The organism is Rummeliibacillus pycnus (genome assembly GCF_050459865.1).
In the GTDB taxonomy this organism is placed as follows: domain Bacteria; phylum Bacillota; class Bacilli; order Bacillales_A; family Planococcaceae; genus Rummeliibacillus; species Rummeliibacillus pycnus_B.
In genome coordinates this window covers 105,803-131,446 of sequence record NZ_JBCMNM010000015.1, presented here as the reverse complement: position 1 = coordinate 131,446, position 25,644 = coordinate 105,803, and the positions used below count along the sequence as shown (strand labels likewise).

General features: G+C 34.7%; 22 protein-coding genes and 1 other RNA gene. 5 read left to right on the top strand and 18 right to left on the bottom strand.

Annotated features, from left to right (window positions below; translation table 11 throughout):
* Genes ABE048_RS03735 through ABE048_RS03725 form a run of 3 tightly spaced genes read right to left on the bottom strand, consistent with a single transcriptional unit; the run spans position 1 to position 1,837 of the window.
* On the bottom strand, positions 1–696 hold the full coding sequence (locus ABE048_RS03735) for an ATP-binding cassette domain-containing protein (RefSeq protein ID WP_430309212.1): 696 nt from the start codon (positions 694–696) through the stop codon (positions 1–3).
* Complete coding sequence (locus tag ABE048_RS03730; protein WP_430309211.1) at positions 693–1,061, bottom strand: GntR family transcriptional regulator; 369 nt, start codon at positions 1,059–1,061, stop codon at positions 693–695. Before ABE048_RS03730 ends, ABE048_RS03735 begins: the two co-directional genes overlap by 4 nt.
* Positions 1,058–1,837 carry a hypothetical protein gene (locus ABE048_RS03725; protein WP_430309210.1) on the bottom strand — a complete coding sequence of 260 codons (780 nt, stop codon included), beginning with the start codon at positions 1,835–1,837 and terminating at the stop codon, positions 1,058–1,060. Before ABE048_RS03725 ends, ABE048_RS03730 begins: the two co-directional genes overlap by 4 nt.
* 270 nt (positions 1,838–2,107) lie before the next feature.
* On the opposite strand from ABE048_RS03725, the gene ABE048_RS03720 reads away from it, so the two are divergent.
* The 3 genes from ABE048_RS03720 (at position 2,108) to ABE048_RS03710 (ending at position 4,454) form a co-directional block, all read left to right on the top strand.
* Complete coding sequence (locus ABE048_RS03720; RefSeq protein ID WP_430309209.1) at positions 2,108–2,230, top strand: hypothetical protein; 123 nt, start codon at positions 2,108–2,110, stop codon at positions 2,228–2,230.
* A 23-nt stretch (positions 2,231–2,253) separates the two neighbouring features.
* Entirely contained in the window at positions 2,254–2,736 is a 483-nt protein-coding gene (locus ABE048_RS03715; RefSeq protein WP_430309207.1) for a cytochrome c oxidase subunit II, read from the top strand.
* Positions 2,737–2,852: 116 nt separating this feature from the next.
* Positions 2,853–4,454 (top strand): b(o/a)3-type cytochrome-c oxidase subunit 1, encoded by a 1,602-nt coding sequence (locus ABE048_RS03710; RefSeq protein WP_430309233.1) that lies wholly within the window; start codon positions 2,853–2,855, stop codon positions 4,452–4,454.
* 327 nt (positions 4,455–4,781) lie between these two features.
* Here the strand turns inward: ABE048_RS03710 and ABE048_RS03705 are convergent, their stop codons facing one another.
* The 9 genes from ABE048_RS03705 to ABE048_RS03665 all read right to left on the bottom strand — a co-directional run bounded on the left by ABE048_RS03705 (position 4,782) and on the right by ABE048_RS03665 (position 14,823).
* A complete protein-coding gene (locus ABE048_RS03705; protein WP_430309206.1) occupies positions 4,782–6,680 on the bottom strand; it encodes an ATP-dependent DNA helicase in 1,899 nt (632 codons plus the stop codon).
* Between the two features lie 160 nt (positions 6,681–6,840).
* Entirely contained in the window at positions 6,841–7,980 is a 1,140-nt protein-coding gene (locus ABE048_RS03700) for a THUMP domain-containing class I SAM-dependent RNA methyltransferase (protein ID WP_430309205.1), read from the bottom strand.
* Positions 7,981–7,982: 2 nt separating this feature from the next.
* Positions 7,983–9,719, bottom strand: coding sequence for a putative bifunctional diguanylate cyclase/phosphodiesterase (locus ABE048_RS03695; protein ID WP_430309204.1), 1,737 nt, complete (start codon positions 9,717–9,719; stop codon positions 7,983–7,985).
* Between the two features lie 79 nt (positions 9,720–9,798).
* An RNA gene (gene rnpB / locus ABE048_RS03690) (RNase P RNA component class B) lies at positions 9,799–10,184 on the bottom strand.
* Between the two features lie 75 nt (positions 10,185–10,259).
* Complete coding sequence (gpsB, locus tag ABE048_RS03685; RefSeq protein WP_430309202.1) at positions 10,260–10,586, bottom strand: cell division regulator GpsB; 327 nt, start codon at positions 10,584–10,586, stop codon at positions 10,260–10,262.
* Between the two features lie 92 nt (positions 10,587–10,678).
* Positions 10,679–11,938, bottom strand: a complete 1,260-nt coding sequence (locus ABE048_RS03680; RefSeq protein WP_430309201.1) for a ribonuclease H-like domain-containing protein — start codon at positions 11,936–11,938, stop codon at positions 10,679–10,681.
* Entirely contained in the window at positions 11,939–14,221 is a 2,283-nt protein-coding gene (locus tag ABE048_RS03675; protein ID WP_430309200.1) for a DEAD/DEAH box helicase, read from the bottom strand.
* Positions 14,211–14,576: a DUF1798 family protein gene (locus tag ABE048_RS03670; protein WP_430309199.1), complete on the bottom strand. Its 366-nt coding sequence runs from the start codon at positions 14,574–14,576 to the stop codon at positions 14,211–14,213. The genes ABE048_RS03675 and ABE048_RS03670 overlap by 11 nt, the downstream gene beginning before the upstream one ends.
* A gap of 70 nt (positions 14,577–14,646) precedes the next feature.
* Positions 14,647–14,823 carry a hypothetical protein gene (locus tag ABE048_RS03665; RefSeq protein WP_430309197.1) on the bottom strand — a complete coding sequence of 59 codons (177 nt, stop codon included), beginning with the start codon at positions 14,821–14,823 and terminating at the stop codon, positions 14,647–14,649.
* 173 nt (positions 14,824–14,996) lie between these two features.
* Here ABE048_RS03665 and recU point away from each other — a divergent pair, with 173 nt between their 5' ends.
* Both recU and ABE048_RS03655 read left to right on the top strand, forming a co-directional pair.
* Positions 14,997–15,602 carry a Holliday junction resolvase RecU gene (gene recU / locus ABE048_RS03660; protein WP_430309196.1) on the top strand — a complete coding sequence of 202 codons (606 nt, stop codon included), beginning with the start codon at positions 14,997–14,999 and terminating at the stop codon, positions 15,600–15,602.
* A 35-nt stretch (positions 15,603–15,637) separates the two neighbouring features.
* Positions 15,638–18,280, top strand: a complete 2,643-nt coding sequence (locus tag ABE048_RS03655; RefSeq protein ID WP_430309195.1) for a PBP1A family penicillin-binding protein — start codon at positions 15,638–15,640, stop codon at positions 18,278–18,280.
* A 227-nt stretch (positions 18,281–18,507) separates the two neighbouring features.
* Here the strand turns inward: ABE048_RS03655 and ABE048_RS03650 are convergent, their stop codons facing one another.
* The 6 genes from ABE048_RS03650 to dinG all read right to left on the bottom strand — a co-directional run bounded on the left by ABE048_RS03650 (position 18,508) and on the right by dinG (position 25,642).
* Positions 18,508–18,855: a YpoC family protein gene (locus ABE048_RS03650; protein ID WP_430309194.1), complete on the bottom strand. Its 348-nt coding sequence runs from the start codon at positions 18,853–18,855 to the stop codon at positions 18,508–18,510.
* Complete coding sequence (gene nth, locus ABE048_RS03645) at positions 18,852–19,511, bottom strand: endonuclease III (protein ID WP_430309192.1); 660 nt, start codon at positions 19,509–19,511, stop codon at positions 18,852–18,854. Before nth ends, ABE048_RS03650 begins: the two co-directional genes overlap by 4 nt.
* A 14-nt stretch (positions 19,512–19,525) precedes the next feature.
* Entirely contained in the window at positions 19,526–20,260 is a 735-nt protein-coding gene (locus ABE048_RS03640) for a DnaD domain protein (protein WP_430309191.1), read from the bottom strand.
* Between the two features lie 99 nt (positions 20,261–20,359).
* Positions 20,360–21,655: an asparagine--tRNA ligase gene (asnS, locus tag ABE048_RS03635; protein ID WP_430309190.1), complete on the bottom strand. Its 1,296-nt coding sequence runs from the start codon at positions 21,653–21,655 to the stop codon at positions 20,360–20,362.
* 485 nt (positions 21,656–22,140) lie between these two features.
* Positions 22,141–22,623 carry a DUF5590 domain-containing protein gene (locus ABE048_RS03630; protein ID WP_430309189.1) on the bottom strand — a complete coding sequence of 161 codons (483 nt, stop codon included), beginning with the start codon at positions 22,621–22,623 and terminating at the stop codon, positions 22,141–22,143.
* A 238-nt stretch (positions 22,624–22,861) separates the two neighbouring features.
* On the bottom strand, positions 22,862–25,642 hold the full coding sequence (gene dinG, locus ABE048_RS03625; protein WP_430309187.1) for an ATP-dependent DNA helicase DinG: 2,781 nt from the start codon (positions 25,640–25,642) through the stop codon (positions 22,862–22,864).
* Positions 25,643–25,644: the final 2 nt, after the last annotated feature.

The window sequence follows — 25,644 nt, the reverse complement described above, 5'->3', positions numbered from 1 at the left end:
TCATCCCTTCCTATACTGTTTTTTCATCCACTGAACAGCATCTTCTTGCCATTCTTCCCTAACATCTTCCAGTGTTTCGAATGAGTCAACCCTTCCATCCTTTAACAACAATATTGCATCTAGTATTGGCTCAACTTCATGTAGCTCATGTGTTGATAAAAAGATTGTTTGATTTTTCTCATCTAAAAATTTTATCAGGCCTTTTATTAAGGATTCTCTAACCATAGGATCTAATCCTGAAAACGGTTCATCCATAAAATAATAGGAAACATTTCGACCAAGTGTTGCAGCCATTTTGATACGTCCTCTTTGACCCTTTGATAATTTTTTCATTTTTTGATGAATCTCTACTTGCATAAATTCCGAAACTTCTATAGCTTTTTCCATAGAAAAATCATCAAACTGTGATGTATAAAATTCAAATAGTTCGCTTCCAGTTAAATACGGATAAAATTCATCAATATCCGGTAAATAAGCTATATTGCTAGCACTTTGATGTGTAATCTTAGAACCATCCATTTGAATAATACCTTTAGATGGCGTTTTAACACCTGCTAATAGTCTGAGCAGCGTCGATTTCCCACTCCCATTTTCTCCTACTAAACCGATAATTTTACCAAGAGGTAGTTGAAACGTTACATCTTCTAAAACTTTCTTCTTACCATAGCTATAAGCTAAATGTTGAGCACAAATCAATCCCCCTCACCTCCTTGCTTTTGAAGTTGTTCTATTATTTCTTGTTTAGTAAAACCATATTCTTCAATACTATAGAAGAATTGTTCTACAATTTTTTCTTTCATATGCTCTCGCAATGTTGATATAATTCCCTCATCACTTGTTATATACGTACCTTGTCCCCTTTTAGTTTCAGTTAATTTCATCTGTTCCAACTCCTTATATACTCGTTGAACTGTATTTACATTGACACCAACTTCAACTGCGTATTCGCGTACAGATGGTATTTTTTCACCTAAATGACGATTTCCTCTTATAATATCTCCACAAATCTTTTCAACAAGCTGCGTGTAAATAGGCTTATCTCTCGAAAAATCAATTGTCATTCCTTAACCACCTTTTCATACCATTTAATACCAAAGATTATTATGAATAAAGTGACTAGCAAGCTTAATATATCTTCTCGTAAATAGATATCATCCATTATAAAAACTGTGTCAAAAATTTTACTAATAGGTTGAATAGAATTAACTATCCATTCACTTGTCGTAGGGCCTTGTAAGAAAAATTTATCATAAAGATCAGAAGTTGATATTTTTACAAAAAGATATGAAATGAATGTTAGTAAAATAAACACCAAAATTATTGCGAATTTCCCAAGTCTTTTTTTCAATTTTAAAAAACATGTATATAGCACTAATGCAAGGGGTAACACAAATATGATTGATATAAATGCTATGTAATTTATGGCAACCATAAATTTTATATCTTGGAGAAATGTCAATTGACTTTTACTCATTACAGTTATTACCATGACAATTGTCATTACGAATACTAATATCAAATTTGAAAATATACTAAATAATAATTTAGCACCTATTAATTGATAGAAAGGTGCTGTGCTATGTAACCAGATATCTGTATGTCTTAACTCCTGATTTAGATTTTTTACAAATTGAATACAAACTATTAGAAATGTTAAAAACGATAGAATGGATGCTATTGCGAAAATTGCATTTGCTTGATTGATAGTTGAATCCACATATTTATCGATTAAAAATGGAATGACTACTGTTAGCAAAATACTTAAAATACCTGTGGTAAAAAGCCATTTATATTGTACTTGCCATTCTTTTTTTAATAATCCTAACAACCTTTTCATACTTCCACCTCAGTTATTGTCATAGTGTACTAGTTGTATATTACACTATGACATTTAAAAATACAACTATAACTTTTCCATAAAAATGAAATTGTATACAACTAAATACATCATAAATTCGTCTTTTCACCTTATTATCATTTCTTTTTCACACTTCATTCACATTTCAAAGCTTGTGGTGTGATATTTATCACATCGTATGGATTTATTTTTTTATATCATGAGGTCGAGCAGTAAAAGTATTATCGAAACTATAAAGGAGGGGTCAATATGGCTAATAAAAATGAACCCGAAGAAAACCTAAAAGGTACTTTCTATCTAGTATTAGCACTAGGTGGAATTATCGTGGCTGTTTGGGCTGCATGCTTTGGTCTATTTCTTGATCGCTTTTAATCACAAGGAAAGAAGGGAAAACGATGCATCTTCATAAATATGAAAAATATTGGCTAACATTTGGTATTGGGTCCCTAATCGTATTTTTAATGATTACTGGTATTATGGCATTTCACAACGGGAGTCACCCACCAAGTGCAAAAAACACAATTAACCATGAAAAAGTTGATGAAATCGCACCATTTAACAAACCTGGGGTACATAAAGTATCCGGCAAGGACTGGGATTACGAAGTAGTAGTTGTAGCCTCTGCTTTTTACTACAATCCACCAGAATTAAAAGTGCCAGTCGGATCGAAAGTTAAATTTATCGCCACTTCAAAAGATGTAGTTCATGGTTTTGAAATTTCAGGTACAAATGTCAACATGATGCTAGAACCTGGTTACGTTTCTGAATATACAACTACAGTTGATAAAGCTGGTGACTACCTAATCGTATGTAATGAATATTGCGGTGTAGGTCATGCTCAAATGCATTCTATGCTTAAGGTGGTGGATAAAAAATGAGTCAAACAGTAATCGATCAAGCTAAAGTAAACGAAAAAGAAACAACTATTTCAAGAAGAGTAAAATCAAAAACTACTGAACTATTAAAAGTAGATCCTAAAGATGCCAAACTTTCAATGGCTCATATTTATGTTGCATTTATCGCCCTATTCTTAGGTGGTACTGCAGGTCTATTACAAGTTTTAGTACGTTCAGGTCATTTTGAATTGCCATCGGGAATTGGTTATTATCAAGTATTAACGGTCCACGGTGTATTACTTGGATTAATCTTAACAACATTCTTTATCTATGGATTCCAAATTGCAGGAGTAAGTCGAACATCTGGTACTCTATCCTCTAAGCAAAGATTACTTGGCTGGATTGGCTTCTGGACGATGACAATCGGTACTGCAATGGCAGCAGCAATGGTTCTTTTAAATCAAGCAACTGTACTATATACCTTCTATGCTCCATTGCAAGCACACTGGATTTTTTATTTAGGTTTAGCTCTTGTTGTGGTAGGTTCTTGGATTGGGGGTCTCGCTCAAGCACTTCGTTGGATGCAATGGCGTAAAGAAAATCCTAATCAATCATCACCATTGCTTTCTTTCATGGTAGTATGTAATAACTTAATGTGGTTTGTTGCAACCATTGGCGTTGCTATTGAAGTATTATTCCAATTATTACCTTGGTCACTTGGTCTTGTAGAACGTGTTGATATCTTGTTATCACGTACACTATTCTGGTCATTCGGTCACGCACTTGTATATTTCTGGTTATTACCTGCCTACATGGTTTGGTATGTCGTTGTTCCAAAAGTAATCGGTGGTAAGATCTTCTCTGATGCTTTAGCTCGTTTATCATTTATCTTGTTCGTTCTATTCTCAGTTCCAGTTGGTCTTCACCATCAATTAACTGAACCAGGTGTAGATGGATCTTGGAAGTTCTTGCAAGTTGTTTTAACAATGATGGTTGTTATTCCATCACTATTAACAGCTTTCTCCCTGTTTGCGACATTTGAAACTCGTGGCCGCGAACTTGGCGGTAAAGGAATTTTTGGTTGGCTAAAAAAATTGCCTTGGGGTGATGTTCGTTTCTTCGCACCATTCATGGGTATGTTAATCTTCATTCCTGGTGGTGCTGGCGGTATCGTTAATGCATCTCACCAAATGAACCAATTAATTCACAACACAATTTGGGTAACAGGTCACTTCCACTTAACAGTTGCTACTGCCGTTGTTTTAACATTCTTCGGCGCAGCTTATTGGTTAGTACCTCATCTTACAGGTCGTACATTAACTAAAGAATTAAATCGTCTTGGTATTATTCAAACAATTATTTGGGCTGTTGGTATGGCAATCATGTCTAGCTCAATGCATATTGAAGGTTTACTTGGTGCTCCTCGTCGTTCAGCATTCTCTGATTACGGTGGTGCTGAAATTGCAAAAACTTGGGCTTCTTATCAAATCGCTCAAGCCGTTGGTGGTACACTACTATTTATCGGGATTATCATATTCCTAATTATCTTCGTAAAACTTTGCTGGTTTGCTCCAAAAGGTGAACAAGAATTCCCTATTGGAACAGTTGCACCAAATGCAGAAAAAACTCCAGCTATATTTGAAAACTTTAAAGTTTGGATTGTTATTTTAGTAGCATTAATTTTAATCGCTTATACATTCCCAATCTATGATATTATCCAAAATGCGCCATTAGGTTCTAAAGGTTATAAACTTTGGTAATCATAAGGCCCAATTAAGTTAGACAAATAATTTAGTCAGCATCTAAGGCCTGAGTTCGGTATTCTACCGGACTTAGGTCTTTTAATTTTGCCTTCAATCATTTGTGATTTCTCTATTAGAAGCGCCTAGTTGAACCAATACTATCTGCAACCTCTTTATAACTTTCTGATCCACTTAAATAACGTTTTACTGCGTTTAATTTTATTTCTACTGTATATTTAGACATAAAAACACCCCGTAAATGTTAGTTGATGTCTAACATTTACGAGGCAGATTATTTCTTAATTGAGAAGGCGGATTTTTTTATTTTTTCACTCAGAGCCAATATTAACTTTCAATTGCTGGAACGGCAAAAATAGGTGCTATTTGCTCTTTGTATTGTGATTCTTCTTCATTCAATAGTATATGAATATCACCATGATCATTTGAAGTTCGGATAAGTCGTCCCATCCCTTGTTGTAATCGTAATAGCATGAATGGAAGTTCAACGTCACGGAATGGATCATCAGTAAATGCACGTTTCGCATCAAATAATGGATCATGTGGTGGGAATGGTAAGTCAAAAATAATAACACGAGTTAATGCTTCTTCTGGTAAATCTAAACCTTCCCATAAATGATATGAACATAATACTTGTAATTTACCTTCTTGAAAATCACGTACTATAGAAGAAAGTTCACGATCCCCTTCAAAGCCAACCTTAGCTACAAATCGTGCGTCAATTTGTGCTTTGAAACTTGTCATCGCTTGTTTTGATTTAAACAGTATTAATGTCTGATTACCTTCTTCTAATAATTCCTCAACTCTACGTACTTTTTCTTCTTGATTTAAATGATGTAATACAATTTGCATGACTTCTTCATAATCAAATGGTGAGGCTACTGAGAATGATTGATAATCTTTAATTCCTAAACTGCCTGCAATATAACTGAAATCTTTATTTATTGACAATGTTGCTGATGAGAAGATGTAAGGTATTTTTTTCGAGAATACTTTTTCTTCTAATACTTCTGTAATGAGACGTGGCATAATAACAAGTGTTTCTTCCCCATCTGTTTCTTCTAACCAGTCAACAGCGTCCCCTTGTGCAATAAAGATTCTCATCGCTGCTTCATATTGTTCCAAAAATTCTTCTGCCATTCGTAATTCATATTCAGGAATAACATAAAGCTCTGATTCAAAAACAAATTCCTCTAACAATGTTTCAACAGTATCAATTACTTTTTTACCTAATTTCAAAAGCAATGGAGATTTCTTAATTCGTTTACGATCCTCATCTGAACTAATGACATCGTCTCGTAATTGATCAAAGAATAATTCATGTCCATCTTGCAATTGTTCCATTGTATACAATGTTTTTTCACGTAATCCATCAACCATCAATCGGTCGATAAGTTGCACAATTGTATAATCCTGTACTTTATAGGTCATCGCTTTTTGAGCTGCATATTCCAATAAATGCCCTTCATCTAATACAATCATAGAAACTTCAGGCAATAATGCTAATTGACCTTCACGTTCACGAGATTCTTTAGTCGCAATATTTTCCATTAAAAAATCTTGAGAACAAATAATAAGGTCTGTTGATTCACGATAGTGTGCACGGTGTAATGTTTGGCCACAGCGATTTCGCAAATCACAAACAGAACATTGTTGTATTGAATTGTAATTGACTAAATTCCATTCTTCATCACTAATATTTGGATAGTCACTATGTTGTCCATACAAACCTAGCTGTCCTTGTCCAAATACACCATCTGGAATCGTTTCTGCAATATCATCTAAATATTCGCCATCTGAAAATTTTTCAGCTTCCTCATAGCGTTTTAAACATAGATATTGATCACGAGATTTCGCTAAACGAACATCAATTGTCAAATCTAAATATTGTTGCAATTTATAAATATCGCCTCCCTCTTTCACGAGTTGGTCGATAAGTGTTTCATCCGCACACGCTATTAAAGCGGGTTTTCCTGTATAACGTGCATATGCAATCGCAGGCAAAAGATATGCGATTGTTTTTCCAGTTCCTACTCCTGCTTCTGCGAAAAGAACGGACTTTTCACGTAAAACTTTTTCAATTTGATAGGCCATAAAAATTTGTTCATCACGACATTCTAACCCTTTCTCGGGTAGTTCGTCGTATAAAATATCGCCAATCCAGTCTCCTAGTGAATCAAAGAAAGACTTGTCTTTGGATAAGGCAAAAGGTAAAGATTGTCTCATTCAAATTCCCCTCTCGTACAGACAACGAAACGGAAGGGGTCTCCCCCTCCCGTCAAATACATATTCACAAAATAAGTCTACAATATTATAGACAAGTTCATGTAGTAATAAAATATGATTTCGCTACTCTGAATAGTAATTTATTTTTCATCTTTTATCATTAATCTTGAAATGGTGTACGTTTACCCCAAAATTGATAATAATCTGTCTTGATAAATCCATTAAATAATTTACGTTTCTTCGTTGCTTTTTTTCCATATAATGCTTCAAAGTTTTCCATAGAAGATAGCATATAAACTGACCATGATGGATATTTGTTCATCATAGTCCCCATATCATGAATCATTCCCTCAAGTGCTTCTTTATCTCCAATACGTTCACCATAAGGTGGGTTTCCAATCATAACGCCATCCGTAAGATGCGTTGTGAAATCTGTTACTTGCATTTGTTTCCAAGAAATTAAATCAGCAAAACCAGCTTCACTAGCATTTGATTTGGCGATTTCCACCATTCGATGATCGATATCTGATCCGAAAATTTGAAGAGGTTGATCATAATTTGCAACATCTTCAACTTCCAAGCGAACTTCATCCCATATTTTTTGCTTCATCCATGGCCAGTCCTCACTGATAAAATCACGATTGTAGCCAGGGGCCATATTTTGTCCAATCATTGCAGCTTCTAATGCAATTGTTCCTGAGCCACAGAAAGGATCTACAAATGGACGATTAGGATGCCATTTCGAAATATAGACAAGAGCTGCAGCTAATGTTTCTTTTAACGGTGCTTCCCCTTGATCCAGGCGGTAACCTCGTTTATGCAAACCTGCTCCACTCGTATCAATGGTCAAAGTCGCTTCATCTTTTAAGATAGAAACTTCAATTTTATATTTAGGGCCTGTTTCTTCTAAAAAACCAAGTCGTTTATAATGATATTTCATACGTTCAACGATTGCCTTTTTCGTAATTGCTTGACAATCTGGAACACTGAATAATTTAGATTTAACAGATTTACCTGATACAGGGAATTCTGCATCAACTGGTAAATACTTTTCCCATTCGATCGCTCTTACACCTTCGAATAATTGTTCAAACGTCTTGGCAGGAAATTTACCTGCTACAATCTTTACACGGTCTGCTACACGTAACCATAAATTTGTTTTAGCGATATCCTTTTCATCGCCTTCAAAATATACTTTACCGTTATCTGTAATTGTTGTATATCCTAAAGCTTTTAGTTCATCAGCAACAATTGACTCTAGACCCATTGCTGCTGTTGCTACTAATTGATATTTCGTCATACTTACTTCCCTTCTAACTCTAATTCCCAAAATTCTAGGAATTCCATTAGTTGATCTAATGGAAGTGGTTTTGAATAATAATATCCTTGAATCATATCACAATCCATTTCATCCAGCAATTTAACTTGATCACTCTGTTCTACACCTTCTGCAATCACTTTCATATGTAAACGGTGTGCCATTTGAATAATTGCATCAACAACAGCCTGTTTATCATTTAATGAACAAATGTGCTGAATAAAACTTCGGTCAATTTTCAAATAATCTAATGGGAATTGCACTAAATAACTAAGTGAAGAATAACCTGTACCAAAATCATCAATTGATAATTTAAATCCCATTTGTTTTAGCTTTACTAATTTCCGAATCGTTTCTCTTTCATTATTCATTATGGTACGTTCTGTTAGTTCTAATTCAAATTGCCTTGCAGGTAAATTATTTTTCTCTAAAATTTGTTCTAATGAATGGATAAAACCTTGCTGATGGAAATGAATACTTGAAATATTTATTGCAATTGGTACTTTTTTGAAACCTTCATGAGCAAGTATTTGTGCATCTAAACAAGCACGCTCAATAATACATTCACTTATAGGAATGATTAAACCGGTTTCTTCTGCATAAGGAATAAATTCTGCAGGTGATACATTCCCTAACTTCTCATTATTCCAACGCACAAGTGCTTCGACACCAATGACTTGATGTTTTTTTAAATCTATTTTGGGTTGATAGAATAGATCAAAACTCTTTTGCTCAATCGCTTTTCTGAGCTCAGCATCTAAAAGTAAAGACCGCTTAGCATCCGTATGTAATTCGTCAAAATAAAATGCAAACTGATTTTTACCATTTTCTTTTGCAAAGTACATTGCTTTATCAGCTTTGTTTAATAGAATTTCTGTATCAGTACCATCATGAGGATAAATACTTATACCAATACTAGAGGAAATATATAAATTTTGATTGTCAATATTGAAAGGTTCTTCTAATAGATGGATAATTTTTTCACCTAAATGTATTGCCTCACGTGGATGGTGAATATCAGTAAAAGTAATTACAAATTCATCGCCGCCATAGCGTGCCAATATATCTTTGTTTTTCAGCAATGTTTGGATACGTTTTGTCACTTCCACTAATAACTGATCACCTACAGAATGGCCTAATGTATCATTGACTTGTTTAAATCGATCAAGATCTAAAAACAAAACTGCATGCTGATAATTATGTTTTCTAGATGAATTTAATAAAACATCCATTCGTTCATTATAAGCAAAACGGTTTGAAACACCTGTTAAGGAATCTGTCATAGCACGTTTTTTTAGTTCACTCTCAACCATTTTCTCATCTGACAAATCTGAAAAAACTCCGCAATACCCTAAAACACTTCCATCATGACTATGTACTTCCATGATTTTTAACCATTCTGGGTAAACGTCTCCTGTTTTTCGACGATTCCATATTTCTCCTTGCCATTCACCTTTGTCACGGATATCATTCCACATCCGTTGATAAAAATCTTTTCCATGAACCCCAGATTGCAAAACATCTGGTTTTTTTCCGATCACTTCTTCTTTTTTATATCCTGTCACAAATTCAAAAGCCGGATTTACGTCAACGATCCGACTATTCACGTCTGTAATCATGACTCCTTCTGAAATTGCCTCGATGATCTTAGGTGTTATGTATTTACAATTGTCGGAATTATTGGCTAGGCTTAATGTAACTTGCAATTCCTGTTTCATCATCGTTATTATCACCATATCCTAAAAGAAAGGCTCTCCATTTACTGGAGAGCCTGACTATTCATGTTAAGCATCATTAAAAGACCATAAGCCATGTTTTGTGCCCAAGTACTATAACGGCTCACGCCTTGTACGATTGGGTAGTAATCATCTATCTACGAAAATAATAATACTTTCGTCTCTCCATCCATTCATTTCCTTCAGGAGAACGCCCCTACCATAATTTGGGTTGCTCACTCGTGGGGTTTACCTCGTTCCACCTGTTACGTTTCCATAACAGCTTCGTCACTGTGGCACTTTCAGAGAGTTTCAACCATATCCAAAGGACTTAGGTTTTCCTCCCGCCGTCAGCCATTAGACTGCCTTAGCTTATTTATTCGCTAAGCACGATCACTACGGTCATCTCAGATCCGTGCGAGCATGGACTTTCCTCAACAACGTCAAGCGTTGCAGCGATTACCTGTTCTTTTATGATGACTTGACTATTATATATCTATTTTTTTTTCTTTTCAAGCGTTTCGTGAAGAAATTGTGAAACAAAGATTAATCATACAGTTTATCGCCAAAAACATGCTTTTCTAAATTGGCAATGCGTTTTAAAATATCAAAATTTGTATTGCTAGCATAAGCTGAAGATTGAACTTGACGTCTTGTTTCTTGTGATGGTGTTTGTGATTGTGCCGTTTTCAGCTCACTTTTTAACATATCTATTTCTTGTTGTTTTTTTGCTAATTCTTTTTCAAAAGATTCATAGTCTTGGATGATGACATCTAAAAATTGATCGACTTCATCTTGACTATATCCTCTTATACCTGTTTTAAAATCTTTATCTAAAATCGTTTTAGCAGATAATTTAATCTCCATATTCATCTTCCTTCCATATATACATAGGTCTTATAATTATAACACATTTTTGTCGAATTTATCGAAGATACTTCCATTGATTAGCAAATTTATTCTCATTATTTCCCGTGCAATATTTGTTTTTTTTCGTTTCGCACACGTCTTTTTTCTAATTCAATCAACTTTTTATGTTTTTGTTCAGCTTTCCATAAAAAGCTTTTTTGTACAAGTAGATATGCCTGATTCGTATAATAAATCGCTTGTTCATAATTTTGATTACGGTGTTCGTCAATTTTAGCTAATTCTATATAAGCAATAATTTGCTGACGTTCTTCAATATAAGGAATAGCATGATTAAATGAATAATACGCTTTCTCAAAGTTTTGCTGCTTTTTTTGATGAAATGCTAAGTGATAATATGCATATCCTGTCTCATTGTTATTATATTGACGTGTTATTTGTTCTAGTAGTTCCCCACTTTTTACAGTATTAGATAAATCTCCATACCATTTCCCGATATTTGTATAAGTTGTAGCAGACTCTTCTTGTATTCCTTCACATAATAATTTTGTTGCCTGAATGTACAAGGTAATCAGAGATAATAAATCATATTCATTGTGTTCAAGTACTTTTAACAAAGCACTAGGCTCACCGCTTTTTACTGCATCTAAATAGATAATCGGTGCAAGATAACCTGGAACATCTCCTACACGGTGAAATCCCAGTTTTTCTTCTTCCACTTGTGAAAGTTTCATACGAGATAAATCATTTTTCCATATCCGCTTTGAGCCATGTAGCAAGTCGATTTGTTTTTGTTCAGGCAGCTTAGGCAAATCTTTTTTATGCAAAGTCCAGCGAGTTTGTAATTGTGGCCAATCAAAACTTTTACCATTATAGGTAACAATCGTTTTATTTTCCTGCCAAAGTTTTGATTCCCACAAAAATGCAACTTCATGGCTTGGGTCTGCTAATACATATTGTTTTAAGACAAACCCACTTTGTCCTGCTTCTAATATCCCGTTTAAAAAAATCTGAGTACCAACACCCTTTAAGCCGGTAGTTTCAGTATCATAAAACACTAAATTGGTAGCATTCGTTAATGCAATTGGATGCTGATCATTACAGCTTTTCCATAATTGAAATGCATCATAAAGTTCACCTAAGCGAAAATCTCCATGCTGATAGTCTACGGAATAGTGTTTTTCAATCAAAAAGACTGTCCCATAATCGTTATCGATTCTTTTCAACCCTGCTTCTTCCCATTGTTTCGCATATATTGGTACTGCGGGCTTTTTAAACATCTTTTTTTCGTCTTGTTCCGTTTTTGGTGCCTTTTTTAACATCTTCTTCATTTGAAGGATTTTATTTTCATATGACATTTAATCATCCAACTCTGCTAATAAAATTGATTTTAAAAAGGTTAATACTTGTTTTTTTCCATCACCAATCAAATCTTGTGCTCCTATACATGATGGGCAGCCATTTTGACATGAACAACTAACAACATGTTCAAAGACATGATGTAGTAGATCCTCCCATAAATCATACACACGTTCACTTAAGCCAATTCCACCTGGATAACGATCATATACAAAAAAGGTTGGCTTTTCTGAATGTGTCGCTTTCACTTGTGGTACAACATGGACATCGCTACGATCGCTTTGGATAAATAGTGGTATAAAACTATTCATTGCATAAGCAACCCCTGTCATAGCCGCTGTTAAATCGTCTTCCTTCCAATGCTCTGGTTGGTCAAATGATAGCCAAGTCCCACTTGTATGAAGTTCTTCTGGAGGCAAATGGATTGGACCGCTTCCAATATTGTCATGTGTTCCAAATCGTATTTTTTTGAAAATTGTAGCTGTAGCGAGTGTCATAATATCACCGAATGCTACTTCTGCATGTCCAATTTTTCTACTTTTATCTTCACTAATTACTTTCAGTTCTACTGCTAGATTGGCATCTGTAAAATAATCAACATCTACTTCACGTACAAAGGCCTTTTTTTCATCCCAATCTAATTTCTCCACTTGAAATTGTATTCCCTGATGTAAATAGATAGCTTCCTCATGAAGTAATGTTAAGGCACTATAACGATCCATTTCACCAATTACTTTTGTATTTGCTGGAATGGATTGATCAATAATCACTACATTTTCTTGGGATGCTGATCTTAGGCTAATGTTATGTGCAGGAAAACTATCACTCATCCAATGCCATTTATCTGATGTTTTTAATAGTACGCCTTCTTCTTGTAAATATTCCAAGAAATCTTGTACTTCAAATTCTGCATACGTATCCTCTACCCCAAATGGTAATTCAAACGAGGCACATTTTAAATGGTCCATAAGGATTAACATATTTTCTGGATATACTCTTGCCTCTTCAGGTGAACTTTCAAATAGATACTGTGGATGTTTGATTATATATTGGTCTAATGCTGTAGATTGAGCAACGTAAATGATCAACGCATCATCTTGTCTTCTACCTGCACGTCCTGCTTGTTGCCATGCACTTGCTATATTACCAGGGTAGCCCGTCATAATACATGCTTGTAATTGGCCGATATCAACACCCAATTCTAACGCATTCGTTGAAACAACACATTGTATAGTGCTATCACGTAATCCTTTTTCTATAACACGTCGTTCAGATGGTAAATAACCGCCTCGATACCCTCGAATGGTCTCATCCTGAATTTTCTTCGCTGTAAGTGACTTCATATAAGTGACAAGCATTTCAACACGTACTCTACTTTTAGCAAAAATTATGGTTTGGATTTTCGAATTATATAATTCTTTCGCTAAATCCCTTACTTCTAAAATGGCACTTCTTCTAACGCCAAAAGTAGGATGGATGATCGGAGGATTATAAAATAGAAATGTTTTCTTTCCAGTTGGAGCTCCATTCTCAGTGATTAATTGATGTTTTGTATTTGTTAGGTTTTCTGCTAATTCTTTTGGATTTTTTATTGTAGCTGATGTGCATACAATAACAGGATGGCTTCCATAAAAATCGCAAATTCGTAAAAGACGTCTTAGAACATGTGCTACATGTGAACCAAATACCCCTTTATACGTATGCAATTCATCTATGACAATATACTGTAAATTTTCAAAAAGTGAAACCCATTTTGTATGATGTGGCAATATTCCTGAATGTAGCATATCTGGATTGGTCATCACTATATGTCCTGCTTTACGAACTTTTTGTCGAATACCAGGTGCAGTATCTCCATCATATGTATAACTTAAAATTTCTTCTCCACTTTCCTCAATTAATTTATTTAAATCACTTTTTTGATCTTGAGCAAGGGCTTTTGTTGGAAACAAATATAATGCTCTAGATGAACTATTTTCTAATATGGCTTGTAAAACTGGTAAATGATAGCATAGTGATTTACCAGAAGCAGTTGGTGTTACAGCAGTAAAAGATTGACCATTTGTAGCATATTCGTACGCTTCCCTTTGATGAGAGTACAGTTGATTGATGCCTCTCTTGTGTAATGCCTTAATAAGAGACGGATGTAAGTTAGCAGGGAAATCGACTAATTTAGCTGGTTGAGATGGAATTGTATGCACGTATTCTATACGGTCTTGCATTTCAGAGCTAGATTGCCATTCTTGCAATAATTCTTCGATAGATAGTCTTTTACTCAACATTTGATTCATCCTTTTGTAAAATACGTTGCAATGTTTCTAGCGTATATGTCACCGATTGAATCGATTGATATAATCGTTTTTTACTCGTTTTTTGATAAAAAGATTGTACAATAAACTGATCCATTGCATCTACAGCATTTACGATCTGAATTTTATGCATATGCTTTGGTTTGTTAGCTTCTATCCAGTATTCCACTTCGTTTTGCCAAGTAAGAAGTTTTTCATGGTATACATCAGCGTGTGGCTTTACTTCATTAAAAAAATCTGGAGATGTGTCAGTTTCTCTCATTTTCAGAAATCGCTGCCAACATTCTATGCACTCTTCTAATAATTCTTCTGTTAAAGTTTGTAACATTACACACATCTCCATTTTTCATTTACTTCTTTTACTTATTTATAAGTGTATCAAAAAAGATATCATTTCACTACTTTAAAGCGAACAAATATTCCTTTTGTTGTTCTATTAAATCAAGGCGGTTTGCTACAGTTGTAATATTCTTTTCAAGTGTCTTACTATACATTTCTTCTTCATGGTTCACTCTGTTTTGTAAAAGTTCGTCTACCATTTCAATTAAAGTAATAAGCTTGTTTATTTTTCGCATAATATCGCCTCCTGCTATACTTTTTCAAGGTTCTAATAACAAATCCTTTATAGAGGACAAAACAAGTGCTGATTCGACGATAATAGTTTAATTTTTCTGCTTATTTCTCATGAATTTCTCATCAAAAAACTTGCTCGATTTATGGTATTATAAAATGCAGATGAGGTGTTATAATGACTATTCGTTATCCTAATGGAAAAAAATACACGCCCACATCAAAAAATGAGACCAATCTTTTAAAAAAGAAAGATTTATCTTATAGTAATCGTGGGAAAACCCTTGAAGAAGAAATCGATGGGACAAATGAATTTTATCTACAAAGAGGAATTGCAGTTATTCATAAGAAACCTGTTCCAATTCAAATCGTCAAAGTAGAGTACCCATCAAGAAGTGCTGCTGTAATTCGCGAGGCGTATTTCCGAACACCATCAACAACCGACTACAATGGTGTCTTTAATGGTTACTACATTGATTTTGATGCAAAAGAAACAGAAAACAAAACATCTTTTCCATTGAAAAATGTTCATCCGCACCAAGTCGCACATATGGAATCATCTGCTAAACAGAAGGGAATTTGTTTTATAATTGTACGTTTCTCTTCCTTAGAGCGATATTTTGTAGTACCTTTAGAAATGCTGTTATCAGCATGGAATAGAATGTTAAAGGGTGGAAGAAAGTCTATTCCACTAAGTGAGTTTGAGGGACAGGCAATTGAAATTCAGCCAGGCTATGTTCCTAGACTAGATTATTTAAAAGCAATAACACAATTGCTACCATAACTTGATCGTAGTTATGAGAAAGTGAGGAGAATGTTGTGGATCAAGAAGTTAATTCTCGGCAACAACGAAAGCAACTAGAAGAACAACAGAGAAGACGACATACAAAGAATAAAGGACCAAGAGAACCAAAAGGCCCCAAAGGACCAAAACGTTCTTTGATTAAAAAGATAATCATAGCCATTTTGGCTTTATTCATTGCAATATTTGCAATAGGTGCAACTGTTTTTGCAATTTATGCTGCACAAGCACCAAAATTAGATGAAGAATTATTAAAAGACCCAGTATCATCAAAATTCTATGATGCAAATGGCAAAGTATTCTATACTATGGGTGATCAACAACGGGAACATGTCAATTATGAAGATATCCCAGTTGGAATGAGAGATGCGATTATCGCAACAGAAGATTCTCGTTTCTTCGAACACCATGGGATAGACTTTATTCGCTTAGGCGGCTCAGTTTTAGCCAACTTCCGATATGGATTTGGCGCACAAGGCGGTAGTACATTAACCCAGCAAGTAATTAAGAACTCATTTTTAACTGGTGAGAAGACATTAAAACGTAAGGCACAAGAAGCTTATTTATCAGTTCAGCTTGAACGTGAATATTCAAAAGAAGAAATTTTTGAAATGTACTTTAACAAAGTCTTAATGTCTGGTCGTATTTATGGTTTCGGTACTGCAGCAAAATACTTCTATGGTAAAGATTTAAAAGACTTAACCTTAGATGAAGAAGCACTTTTAGCTGGTATGCCACAAGCACCAAACGCATACAATCCTTTTAAAAATCCTGAACGTGCAGAAAAACGACGTAATATTGTTTTAGGTTTAATGTACCAACATAAAAAAATTACCAAAGAACAAATGGAAGCTGCACAAAAAGTGGATGTTAAAAAAGGGCTTCTTCCTGAAAGCAAACGAAAAACCGCTTCTACATCCAAATATGATGCCTATATCGATGTCGTATTAAAAGAATTAGCGGAGAATGGTGATGAGAAAGCATTAGAAGAAGGTGTTAATGTTTATACAACATTAGATCCTAATGCTCAAAAAATCGTCGAAAAAACGATGAATAATGCTGCCAACTTCCCTACAAAAGATATACAAGCAGGTCTTTCAGTTATTGATACGCAAACTGGCGCAATTGTTGCAGTTGGTGGTGGACGTGATTACGGTCCTGAACGTGGATTTAACTATGCGGAAGCATTAACTAATCGACAACCTGGTTCTACCATGAAACCATTAATCGATTATGGCCCAGCAATTGAAAATCTAAAATGGTCTACAGGTAAAACAATTGTGGATGAACCAATGACCTATACAGGTACTGATCAACAAATTAATAACTTTGACCATCAATACAAAGGTACAATAACGATTCGACAAGCTTTATATAATTCTCGTAATATCCCTGCTGTTAAAACGTTCAAAGAAGTCGGTACGGATAAAACGAAAGCATTTGTAAAAAATCTTGGTATTGATGCGAATAACATTACGGAATCTGATGCAATCGGTGGTGGTAAAATTACCCTATCTCCAATTGAAATGGCAGGTGCTTATGCTGCATTTGGTAATAATGGTATTTATACAAAACCACATGCTATTAAGAAAATTGTCTATCGTGATGGAAAAACAGCTAAATCCTACACACCAGACCCTGTACCTGCAATGAGCGATTATACAGCTTATATGGTGACAGATATGTTACGTGATGTAGTAGGTTATAAATACGGTGCATCCGGTACTGCTGCTGGAATTCCTGGTTTAGATGTTGCAGGTAAAACTGGTACAACTAACTATAGTTCTCAACAATTCAGTGATTATGGACTTCCTGACTCAGCTGTTCCAGATTCATGGTTTGCTGGATATACATCCAAATACTCTATTGCTGTTTGGAGTGGATATGCAGATTACAAAGTCCCAATTACTACCAGCGCAGAACGTGTTCTTCCTCAGCAATTATTTAGAACCGTTATGTCACAAATTTCAGCATATACGCAAACTCCTAATTTCCAACAACCAAATTCTGTTGTTCGAGTAGGTAATGAGTTATATGTAAAAGGGCAACAACCTGTATCATATACTCCTCCAGTTGAAAATAAAGATAATCAAAAGCTAAATGCACCAACTGGTTTGAAAGCCAGTTATGATGCCAATTCTAAAGCTATTAATTTAACTTGGTCTCATAAAGCTTCAGGAGACCAAGCACCAAAATTCAAAGTCTCTGTTTCAGTCGATGGTGGAGGTTCTCAAGCACTTACTGAAACTTCTTCTAATTCGTTTACGTATAATGGAGCAGAAGATGGCAAAACCTATTTATTCTCTGTCGTAGCTGTTGCTGGAGACAAAACAAGTGATGCTGCAACGACATCTATACAGATACAAGCACCAACTCCTGAACCTGATCCAACGCCACCTGATCAATCAGAGACTCCAACGCCTCCTGATCAATCAGAAAACCCTAATCCACCAACAGATGGTAACAATCAGGGTAATACAGATAGTAATGGTGACAATACGAATCCAGACCAAAATAATCCACCAGGGCAACAAAATCAAGGTAACGGCAATGGAAGAGGAAATGGAAACGGAAACGCAAATGGCAATGGAAAGAATAAAGCTAATACAAACAGTTTGAATGGGTATACTCCAACTGATCAAACTCAAAAACAACAATAAGAAAGGGGCTTACCCAAAGAATCGGTGTTGACCGATTATTGGGTAGCCCCTTTTTTCACTTTCATATAATTGGAAGGTAATTTGAAATTTCTTGAAATACACTTGTGATTTCACGATTAACAAGCGCTTAAAATTGCGAAAACAGCTTCTTGTAAATATCTAATACCATATTACGAAAAGAACCAACGAAACAAATTTCGTTGGTTCTAACTTTTCTCATTCTTTTATTACAGTTTCAAACGCAATCTTGCACATCTTTTTTTCGTTTCGAGAAATAACTCATCCAATTGACGATAACATGCATATTGTCCCGGACGTGTCTTAATAAAAGATAATCGCTCTACTGCATTAATTGGTAAAATTTCATATTGCTCATTTTCTTGAAACACATCGTGTCCAACAGATGCGCTTACCACGAAAGATTCATATAATTGAATAGCTTTTAACATGATTTCTTTCGCATTGCCATCTCTTGCTGAATGAGATTGATGTATGGATTGACGAAATGTTTCCCACTGATTCATCCAAGCATCCACAATTTCTTTTGTAATGGCCTCTTTCTTACATTCAATCATCTATTCACAAGACCTTTCTTTGCTCTCTTTTGCCCTTCTCGACAAATATCAAATAATGGGCATGCGTTACAATTGGGGTTTTGTGCTTTACAATGATAGCGACCAAAGAAAATCAACTGATGATGCGTTTTAGACCATTTTTCCATTGGAGTCTTGTTCATTACAGTTTGTTCGACTTCTAAAACGCTATCCTTCCATTTACAAAGCCCTAAACGTTTTGTAACACGCTCTACATGCGTATCAACTGCCAAAGCCGGCTGATTAAAAGCAACAGATAATACAACATTGGCAGTTTTACGCCCTACCCCAGGTAATGTAACTAGCTCTTCACGTGAATTTGGAATAACACCATTATATTCATCAAGTAATCGTTGACACAGTTTTTGAATATTTTTAGCCTTACTTCGATATAATCCAATTGAACGAATATCTTGTTCAAGTTCTTCTAATGGAACAGCTAAATAGTCTTCAGGCTTTTTATATTTTTTAAATAAGGTAGCAGTTACTTTATTAACTAATACATCTGTACATTGTGCTGAAAGTAATGTTGCGATTGTCAGTTCAAACGGATTGTCATGTATTAATTCACAGTGTGCTTCAGGGAACATTTTTTCCATTTCATCTAAACAAAATTCCCATTGCTTTTTCGATAACATTTACAATCCTCCTTTTACTGATGACGATCTAACCAATTGTAAAAAGGGACGTTACTCGATGGTGGTTTTTGATCTGTTCCTTTTTTCTCAGGTTGAGCTGTATTTTTTTGTATAGTATTTTTACGAAATTGCTTTGATACGTTATCTGCGTCTTTTGTTGTTTTAACATTATTCTTTTTCCATTCAAAAAGAATTCGATCAATATAACGTAAACTAAGCTTTTGTGATAAAACTGCTTCCATTAATGCTTTGCGGATGACTTCTGGAGAATGTTCATCTTGATCTAACCACATAGAAATCATTTCAGTTTCCATTGGAGATAAAAAACGTCCAAACTCTTGTTCAAAAAGTTGGAATAAGTTTCCTTCTTTTAACTTTGTCATTTCTTTTTCATTTTTTTCATTTTTAACTACTACACAATCAAGAAGTCTTCTCCACAGTGGCATTAAATTAATGACTTCGTATAGCACACCTTGATCATCTAACTTTTGGTGAATTTCCATAAATCCTTTTTGCATTAGACGTTGCAAATTTTCGGAAATCCTATCTTCAGTCAAATTCATACGTTGTGTAATATTAGCAGGCGTAGGGAATTCATTTCCATCTTCAAGAAAAGCATTCAAATGCATAATTAGCATGGCTTCAGTATCTGAAATTTGCAACTCCTTATAAAACTGAAAAAAAAGCTGAGAAATATTGACACTTCCCCGCTCAATCCAAGTTTGGAGCCGCTCTGCTTCATTCATCATCGTCGAACTCCCCTTTATTTTAAATTGAACAAGAAGAATTGCTTAAGCAATCCTTCTTGTTTTTTGTTAATGTTTTAAAGATAACATATTTTTTTGTACTTATGGATAAATTCTGTTCAATAAACGTGGGAATGGAATTGTTTCACGTACATGTTCTGCACCTGTAATCCAAGCAACTGTACGTTCTAGTCCTAAACCAAAGCCAGAGTGTGGCACTGATCCATATTTACGTAAATCAAGATACCATGCATATGCTTGTTCATCTAGGCCATGTGCTGCAATACGTTCTTTCATTAAATCATAGTTCCAAATACGTTCAGAACCACCAATAATTTCACCATATCCCTCAGGAGCGATTAAATCTGCACAAAGAACAACATCATCTCGATCAGGATGTGGTTGCATGTAGAATGGTTTAATACCTACTGGGTAGCAAGTGATGAAAACTGGTTTGTCAAAATGTTCAGCAATTGCTGTTTCATGTGGCGCACCGAAGTCTTCTCCCCATTTAATATCATTAAAGCCTTTTTCATGTAATAATTCAATCGCATCATCATAAGAAATACGTGGGAATGGAGCTTGTACTTTTTCAAGTTTAGACGTATCACGACCAAGTATTTCTAATTCTAATTTGCAATTTTTTAGAACTGATTGAACGATGTATGATACAAATTGTTCTTGAACTTCAAGAGATTCATCATGTTCAACAAATGCCATTTCTGGTTCAATCATCCAGAATTCGATCAAGTGACGACGAGTTTTAGATTTTTCAGCACGGAATGTTGGACCAAATGAGAATACTTTCCCCATTGCCATAGCTGCTGCTTCCATGTAAAGTTGACCAGATTGAGAAAGAAATGCATCTTGATCAAAATACTTTGTATGGAATAATTCAGAAGTTCCTTCAGGAGCCGAACCAGTTAAGATTGGTGGATCTACTTTTTTGAAGCCATTGTCGTTAAAGAATTCATAAGTTGCGCGAATAATTTCGTTACGTACTGTCATATTAGCATGTTGTTTTTTAGAACGTAACCATAAATGGCGATTATCCATTAAAAATTCGACACCATGTTCTTTCGGTGTGATTGGATAATCATTAGCTTCCGAAATAACTTCGATTTCTTTAACTTGGAGTTCATAACCAAATGATGAACGAGAATCTTCTGTTACTTCACCTACAATATATAGAGAAGTTTCTTGATGAATTGATTTTGCAGTAGAGAAAGTCTCTTCTGAAACATCTGCTTTTACGACAACACTTTGAACAAAGCCTGATCCATCACGTAATTGTAAGAATGCGATTTTACCGCTTGAGCGCTTATTTGCTAACCAAGCGCCAATTTTTACAGTTTCGCCGACATGTTTTGGCATATCTTGAATTGTAATTTTTTTCATATTATCCTCCAGTATTTCAAACATCTATTAGGTAGCCCAATAATGTGTATTCAAGTTATTTTAGACAATGAGATTTCATAAACTATGTCACTCGAAAAAAGGAAAAACAGAATTTAAATTATTTTTTGTAAAACTTATAAATTAAACACGATTCCTTGTATCTCTCATTTGTTCTACGGTATCTTGAGTTCCGCTAATTTCAATTGCTATGTACTCTTAAATAAGTAGCTGCAATTGATAAGTTCTTAACACCATTATATACAAGTTTTCCATAAATTTCGTGTAAAATGATTAGAATATCATTCCAACATAAAATTTTGCCATTTCAAATAAATCTTATTTACATAAAACAAACGAGTTAAATTACTAGTTAAATTTCATATAATTTAAGATAGAACTGACATAACGATGTTACTTAGCCTGGTGTTATTTCGTAAGTAGTTTTAAAGTTAGGTTATTGACTAACCTTATTATACTTATAAATTTTATAAATTCGAAATTCGTTTCCACCAACGTCCATCATCGAACATAATGTAAACATAATTGAGTTTATCTTGTTTATTAATATAAGTAATCTCCCACACGACTCCTGGTTTTTCTATACCAAGTTTTGTATGAAGAATCTTCTTCACATCACCGTTTTTGGATGCTTCGGCAACAGCTTCTTTTTTTGAAATTCCGTCTTTCATGAAAACTTCCGTTGGCTTTTCTTTACGATTATCTTGTGGAACAAAAACAGCTTTTTCCTTACCACTACTATCTTCACCAATAACCGTTACATATGAATCTTTACCATGATACACATAAGTATCACTCACCGATTTTAACTGCTGATTTTGCAAAACAGCCGCTTTTGCAGTCTTTTCTGTACTGTAAATCGGTGCAAAAGATTTCCACCCTACTATACCAATAAGTACTAATGATAATATTAGTAAAAAAATAGAGAAGAACTTTATCCAGTTTTTCATTATATCACCTTATGTTTCGTTTATCCCGTATAAACGAGCCTTTACCGCTTTTATTCTTATCTAGTTACAAACACAAGCCCCTTGATGGTTCACATGTAGTGAACCATCTCTATAGCTTTTGTCGAAGGACTCGACGGTTTACGTTATCTTTCTTGAAACACTCTCTCGGTCGAAAGCTAATAAGACGCTTTCAATTCGAGTCTACCACCGCTAGTCGAGGGCTTGATACGTTCCGCTTTTATTTTTTATTATACCAATCTTCTAATTCGAAGACCATATGTTCAAGTGATACTTTTTTTACTGGAATGTCAGGTAATGCCTTGATAAATTCCGGTCCATATGACTTCGTTTCAATGCGTCGATCAAGGACTATAAACACTCCTTTATCATGTGAAGAACGGATTAATCTACCAAAACCTTGTTTAAATCGTAAAATAGCTTCTGGTAAAGATAACTTGTAAAATGAATTCAAACCTCTGCTTGTTAACCGCTCGGATCTTGCCTTAAAAAACGGATCTTCTGGTGAAGAAAATGGTAAACGTACAACAATGACAGCTGATAATGCATCACCTGGTACATCTACACCTTCCCAAAAACTATTCGTGCCAAACAAAACAGAATGTTCAAATCGTTGAAACATTTTCAACAAACGCATACGGCTACCTGAGGATATTCCTTGAGCAAAAAGCATATAGTCGTCTAATGTACCTGTTTCTTGAATTAATTCGACTGTTTTACGGAGCATATCTTGAGCTGTAAATAATACAAAACATCGACCTTCAGTTGCTATTACAGTTTGTACGATGGCTTCTGCTACTGCTTCAATATATGCGGTCTGTGTTACCTTCTTTATATCAGGCATATCATCCACTATATATACATTTGCACCATCATAATAAGATTTTGGTGCTTGAAATTGATAAAGAGGGACATGATCTGATAATCCTAGTTGTTGCGCGATAAAACGCATGTCATTGGGTACTGTCAATGTACCAGAAGTCCAAACAATCCCTGTCTTATGACGGAAAGATTGTAAGACATTCGTAACTGAATCTTCTACTCGAACCGGTCTTTTATATATATGAAGACTTCCTGGTAAACTTCTGGTATCTATTTCCAGCCAAGCACTATCGTTTACTTGGTGTCGTAAGAAAATAGCATCCCATTCTGCAGAACGTATTTTTAGTTCTCTTAGCTGATATTGCCAATCCGTTAGATTTGCTTTATGTTTTATTGACAATTCATCTGGATACCTCAAATAGGTTGTTGTTATAGAATCAGCAAGTTTTAGCCAGTGTGTAATTTTACGACTAAATTCTTCACTAAAAGGTTGCGTTAATTCGATGTTTGATAATAAAAAACTTTGCTTATGTTGTCGACTTTTATTTTTTTGTAATTGAAACTTCTGTATTAGTTGATTAATTGCACGATCAAACAGATTAACCATATCTTGAAATTGTGCTTCTAAAGCTGTTAATTGTCTAAAAGGAATCTTATCTTCTTCTTTCATACCAAGATAAAATGGATGTTCAATGTTATGTGTTTCCGCAGATCCTATTTGACCAAATAAATACTTCCATTGTGTATAGGAGAAAATCTTCTCGTCTTTTAATGTTGCTGCCTGTAAAAATTGATGACCTTCATCTAATATCCAACCATTCAAGTGCTTTAATACAGGATTTTCCCTACCTAGATCTGCTAATATCATTGCATGATTCGTTATAACTAAGTCTGCTTCTTTACAATACGAAAGTGCTTGCATATAGAAATCGAATGCATTCTTATGATGAGTTTCAACCGTTGTTTGAGTTCGGCGAATTTTATCGATAAAATACTGTCCGCCTCCAGATAATGTTATTTCACCAAGATCACCTGTTTCTGTACCTTGTAACCAAACAATCATTTGCATCTTCGTAAAGTTTTCATCATAAGAATCATCCCTTACTTGTAGAAGATCACAAAAACGGTCAACATCAACATAGTGTTCCATACCTTTCACAACAGCTATAGAAACCTTAGTTCTTAATATAGCTTCTGCTTTCGGTAATTCTTCTTGTAATAATTGATCCAATAAATGCGAGGTATACGTACTAATTCCCACAGTACAACGATTCTTTTTAGCATAAATAATAGATGGAATCAAATAAGCAAGTGTCTTGCCAATCCCAGTCGAAGCTTCCGTCATTATTTCTTGTTTTGTAACGAGTGATTGCCACACTGCATCCATCATTTTGAATTGGTCTGGACGTACTTCAAATCTATCGAATGCTGCTTCAAATAATTTTTCCTTTTCTTGAAAAGTAGAAGGATAATAAAGATTTTCGCTATCTGTTTTATCTGTTACTTTAGGTTGTCTTAAAGCAATATCACGATAATATAAATGACTTTCTGTGTCGTTAGGCCGATTTCTTTTTATATGAATTGCATCTAAAAACAGTTGAGATAAATCGGATTTTAAGTTAAATGATCTCTGATGTAGTTGCTCAATCGTAGCTTTTGGTAATGATAAAAGCTTTTCCCAACACGCTTTTAATAAATGAGCTGTAGCTAATGCATCATCATCTGCACGATGAGCATTTGTTAATTGGATACCTAGTTCCATCGAGATATCTTGTAATTTAAAACTATATGCAGACGGAAAAAGAATTTTCGATAACTCAACAGTATCCATATGTTTTCCGAACCATTTCGGTAAACCTACTCGTTTAAATTCTGCCTGTAGAAATGGTAAGTCAAAATCTGTATTATGCGCAACAAAAACTGTATCTTGCAGAATTTCATATATTTGCTCAGCTTGTTCTTCAAAAGGAAGAGCATTTTGAACATCTTTGTCTGTAATATGCGTTAAATCTTGAATGAAGTAAGGTATTTTCTTACCTGGATTCACAAAAGAAGAGTATGTTGAGATAACTCTCCAATCTTTCATCAAGACTACGGCGATTTGAATAATCCGGTCTCCTTGTTGTGAGGAATGACCCGTTGTTTCTAAATCGACAATGGCGTAAGTTTGACTTTCCATTT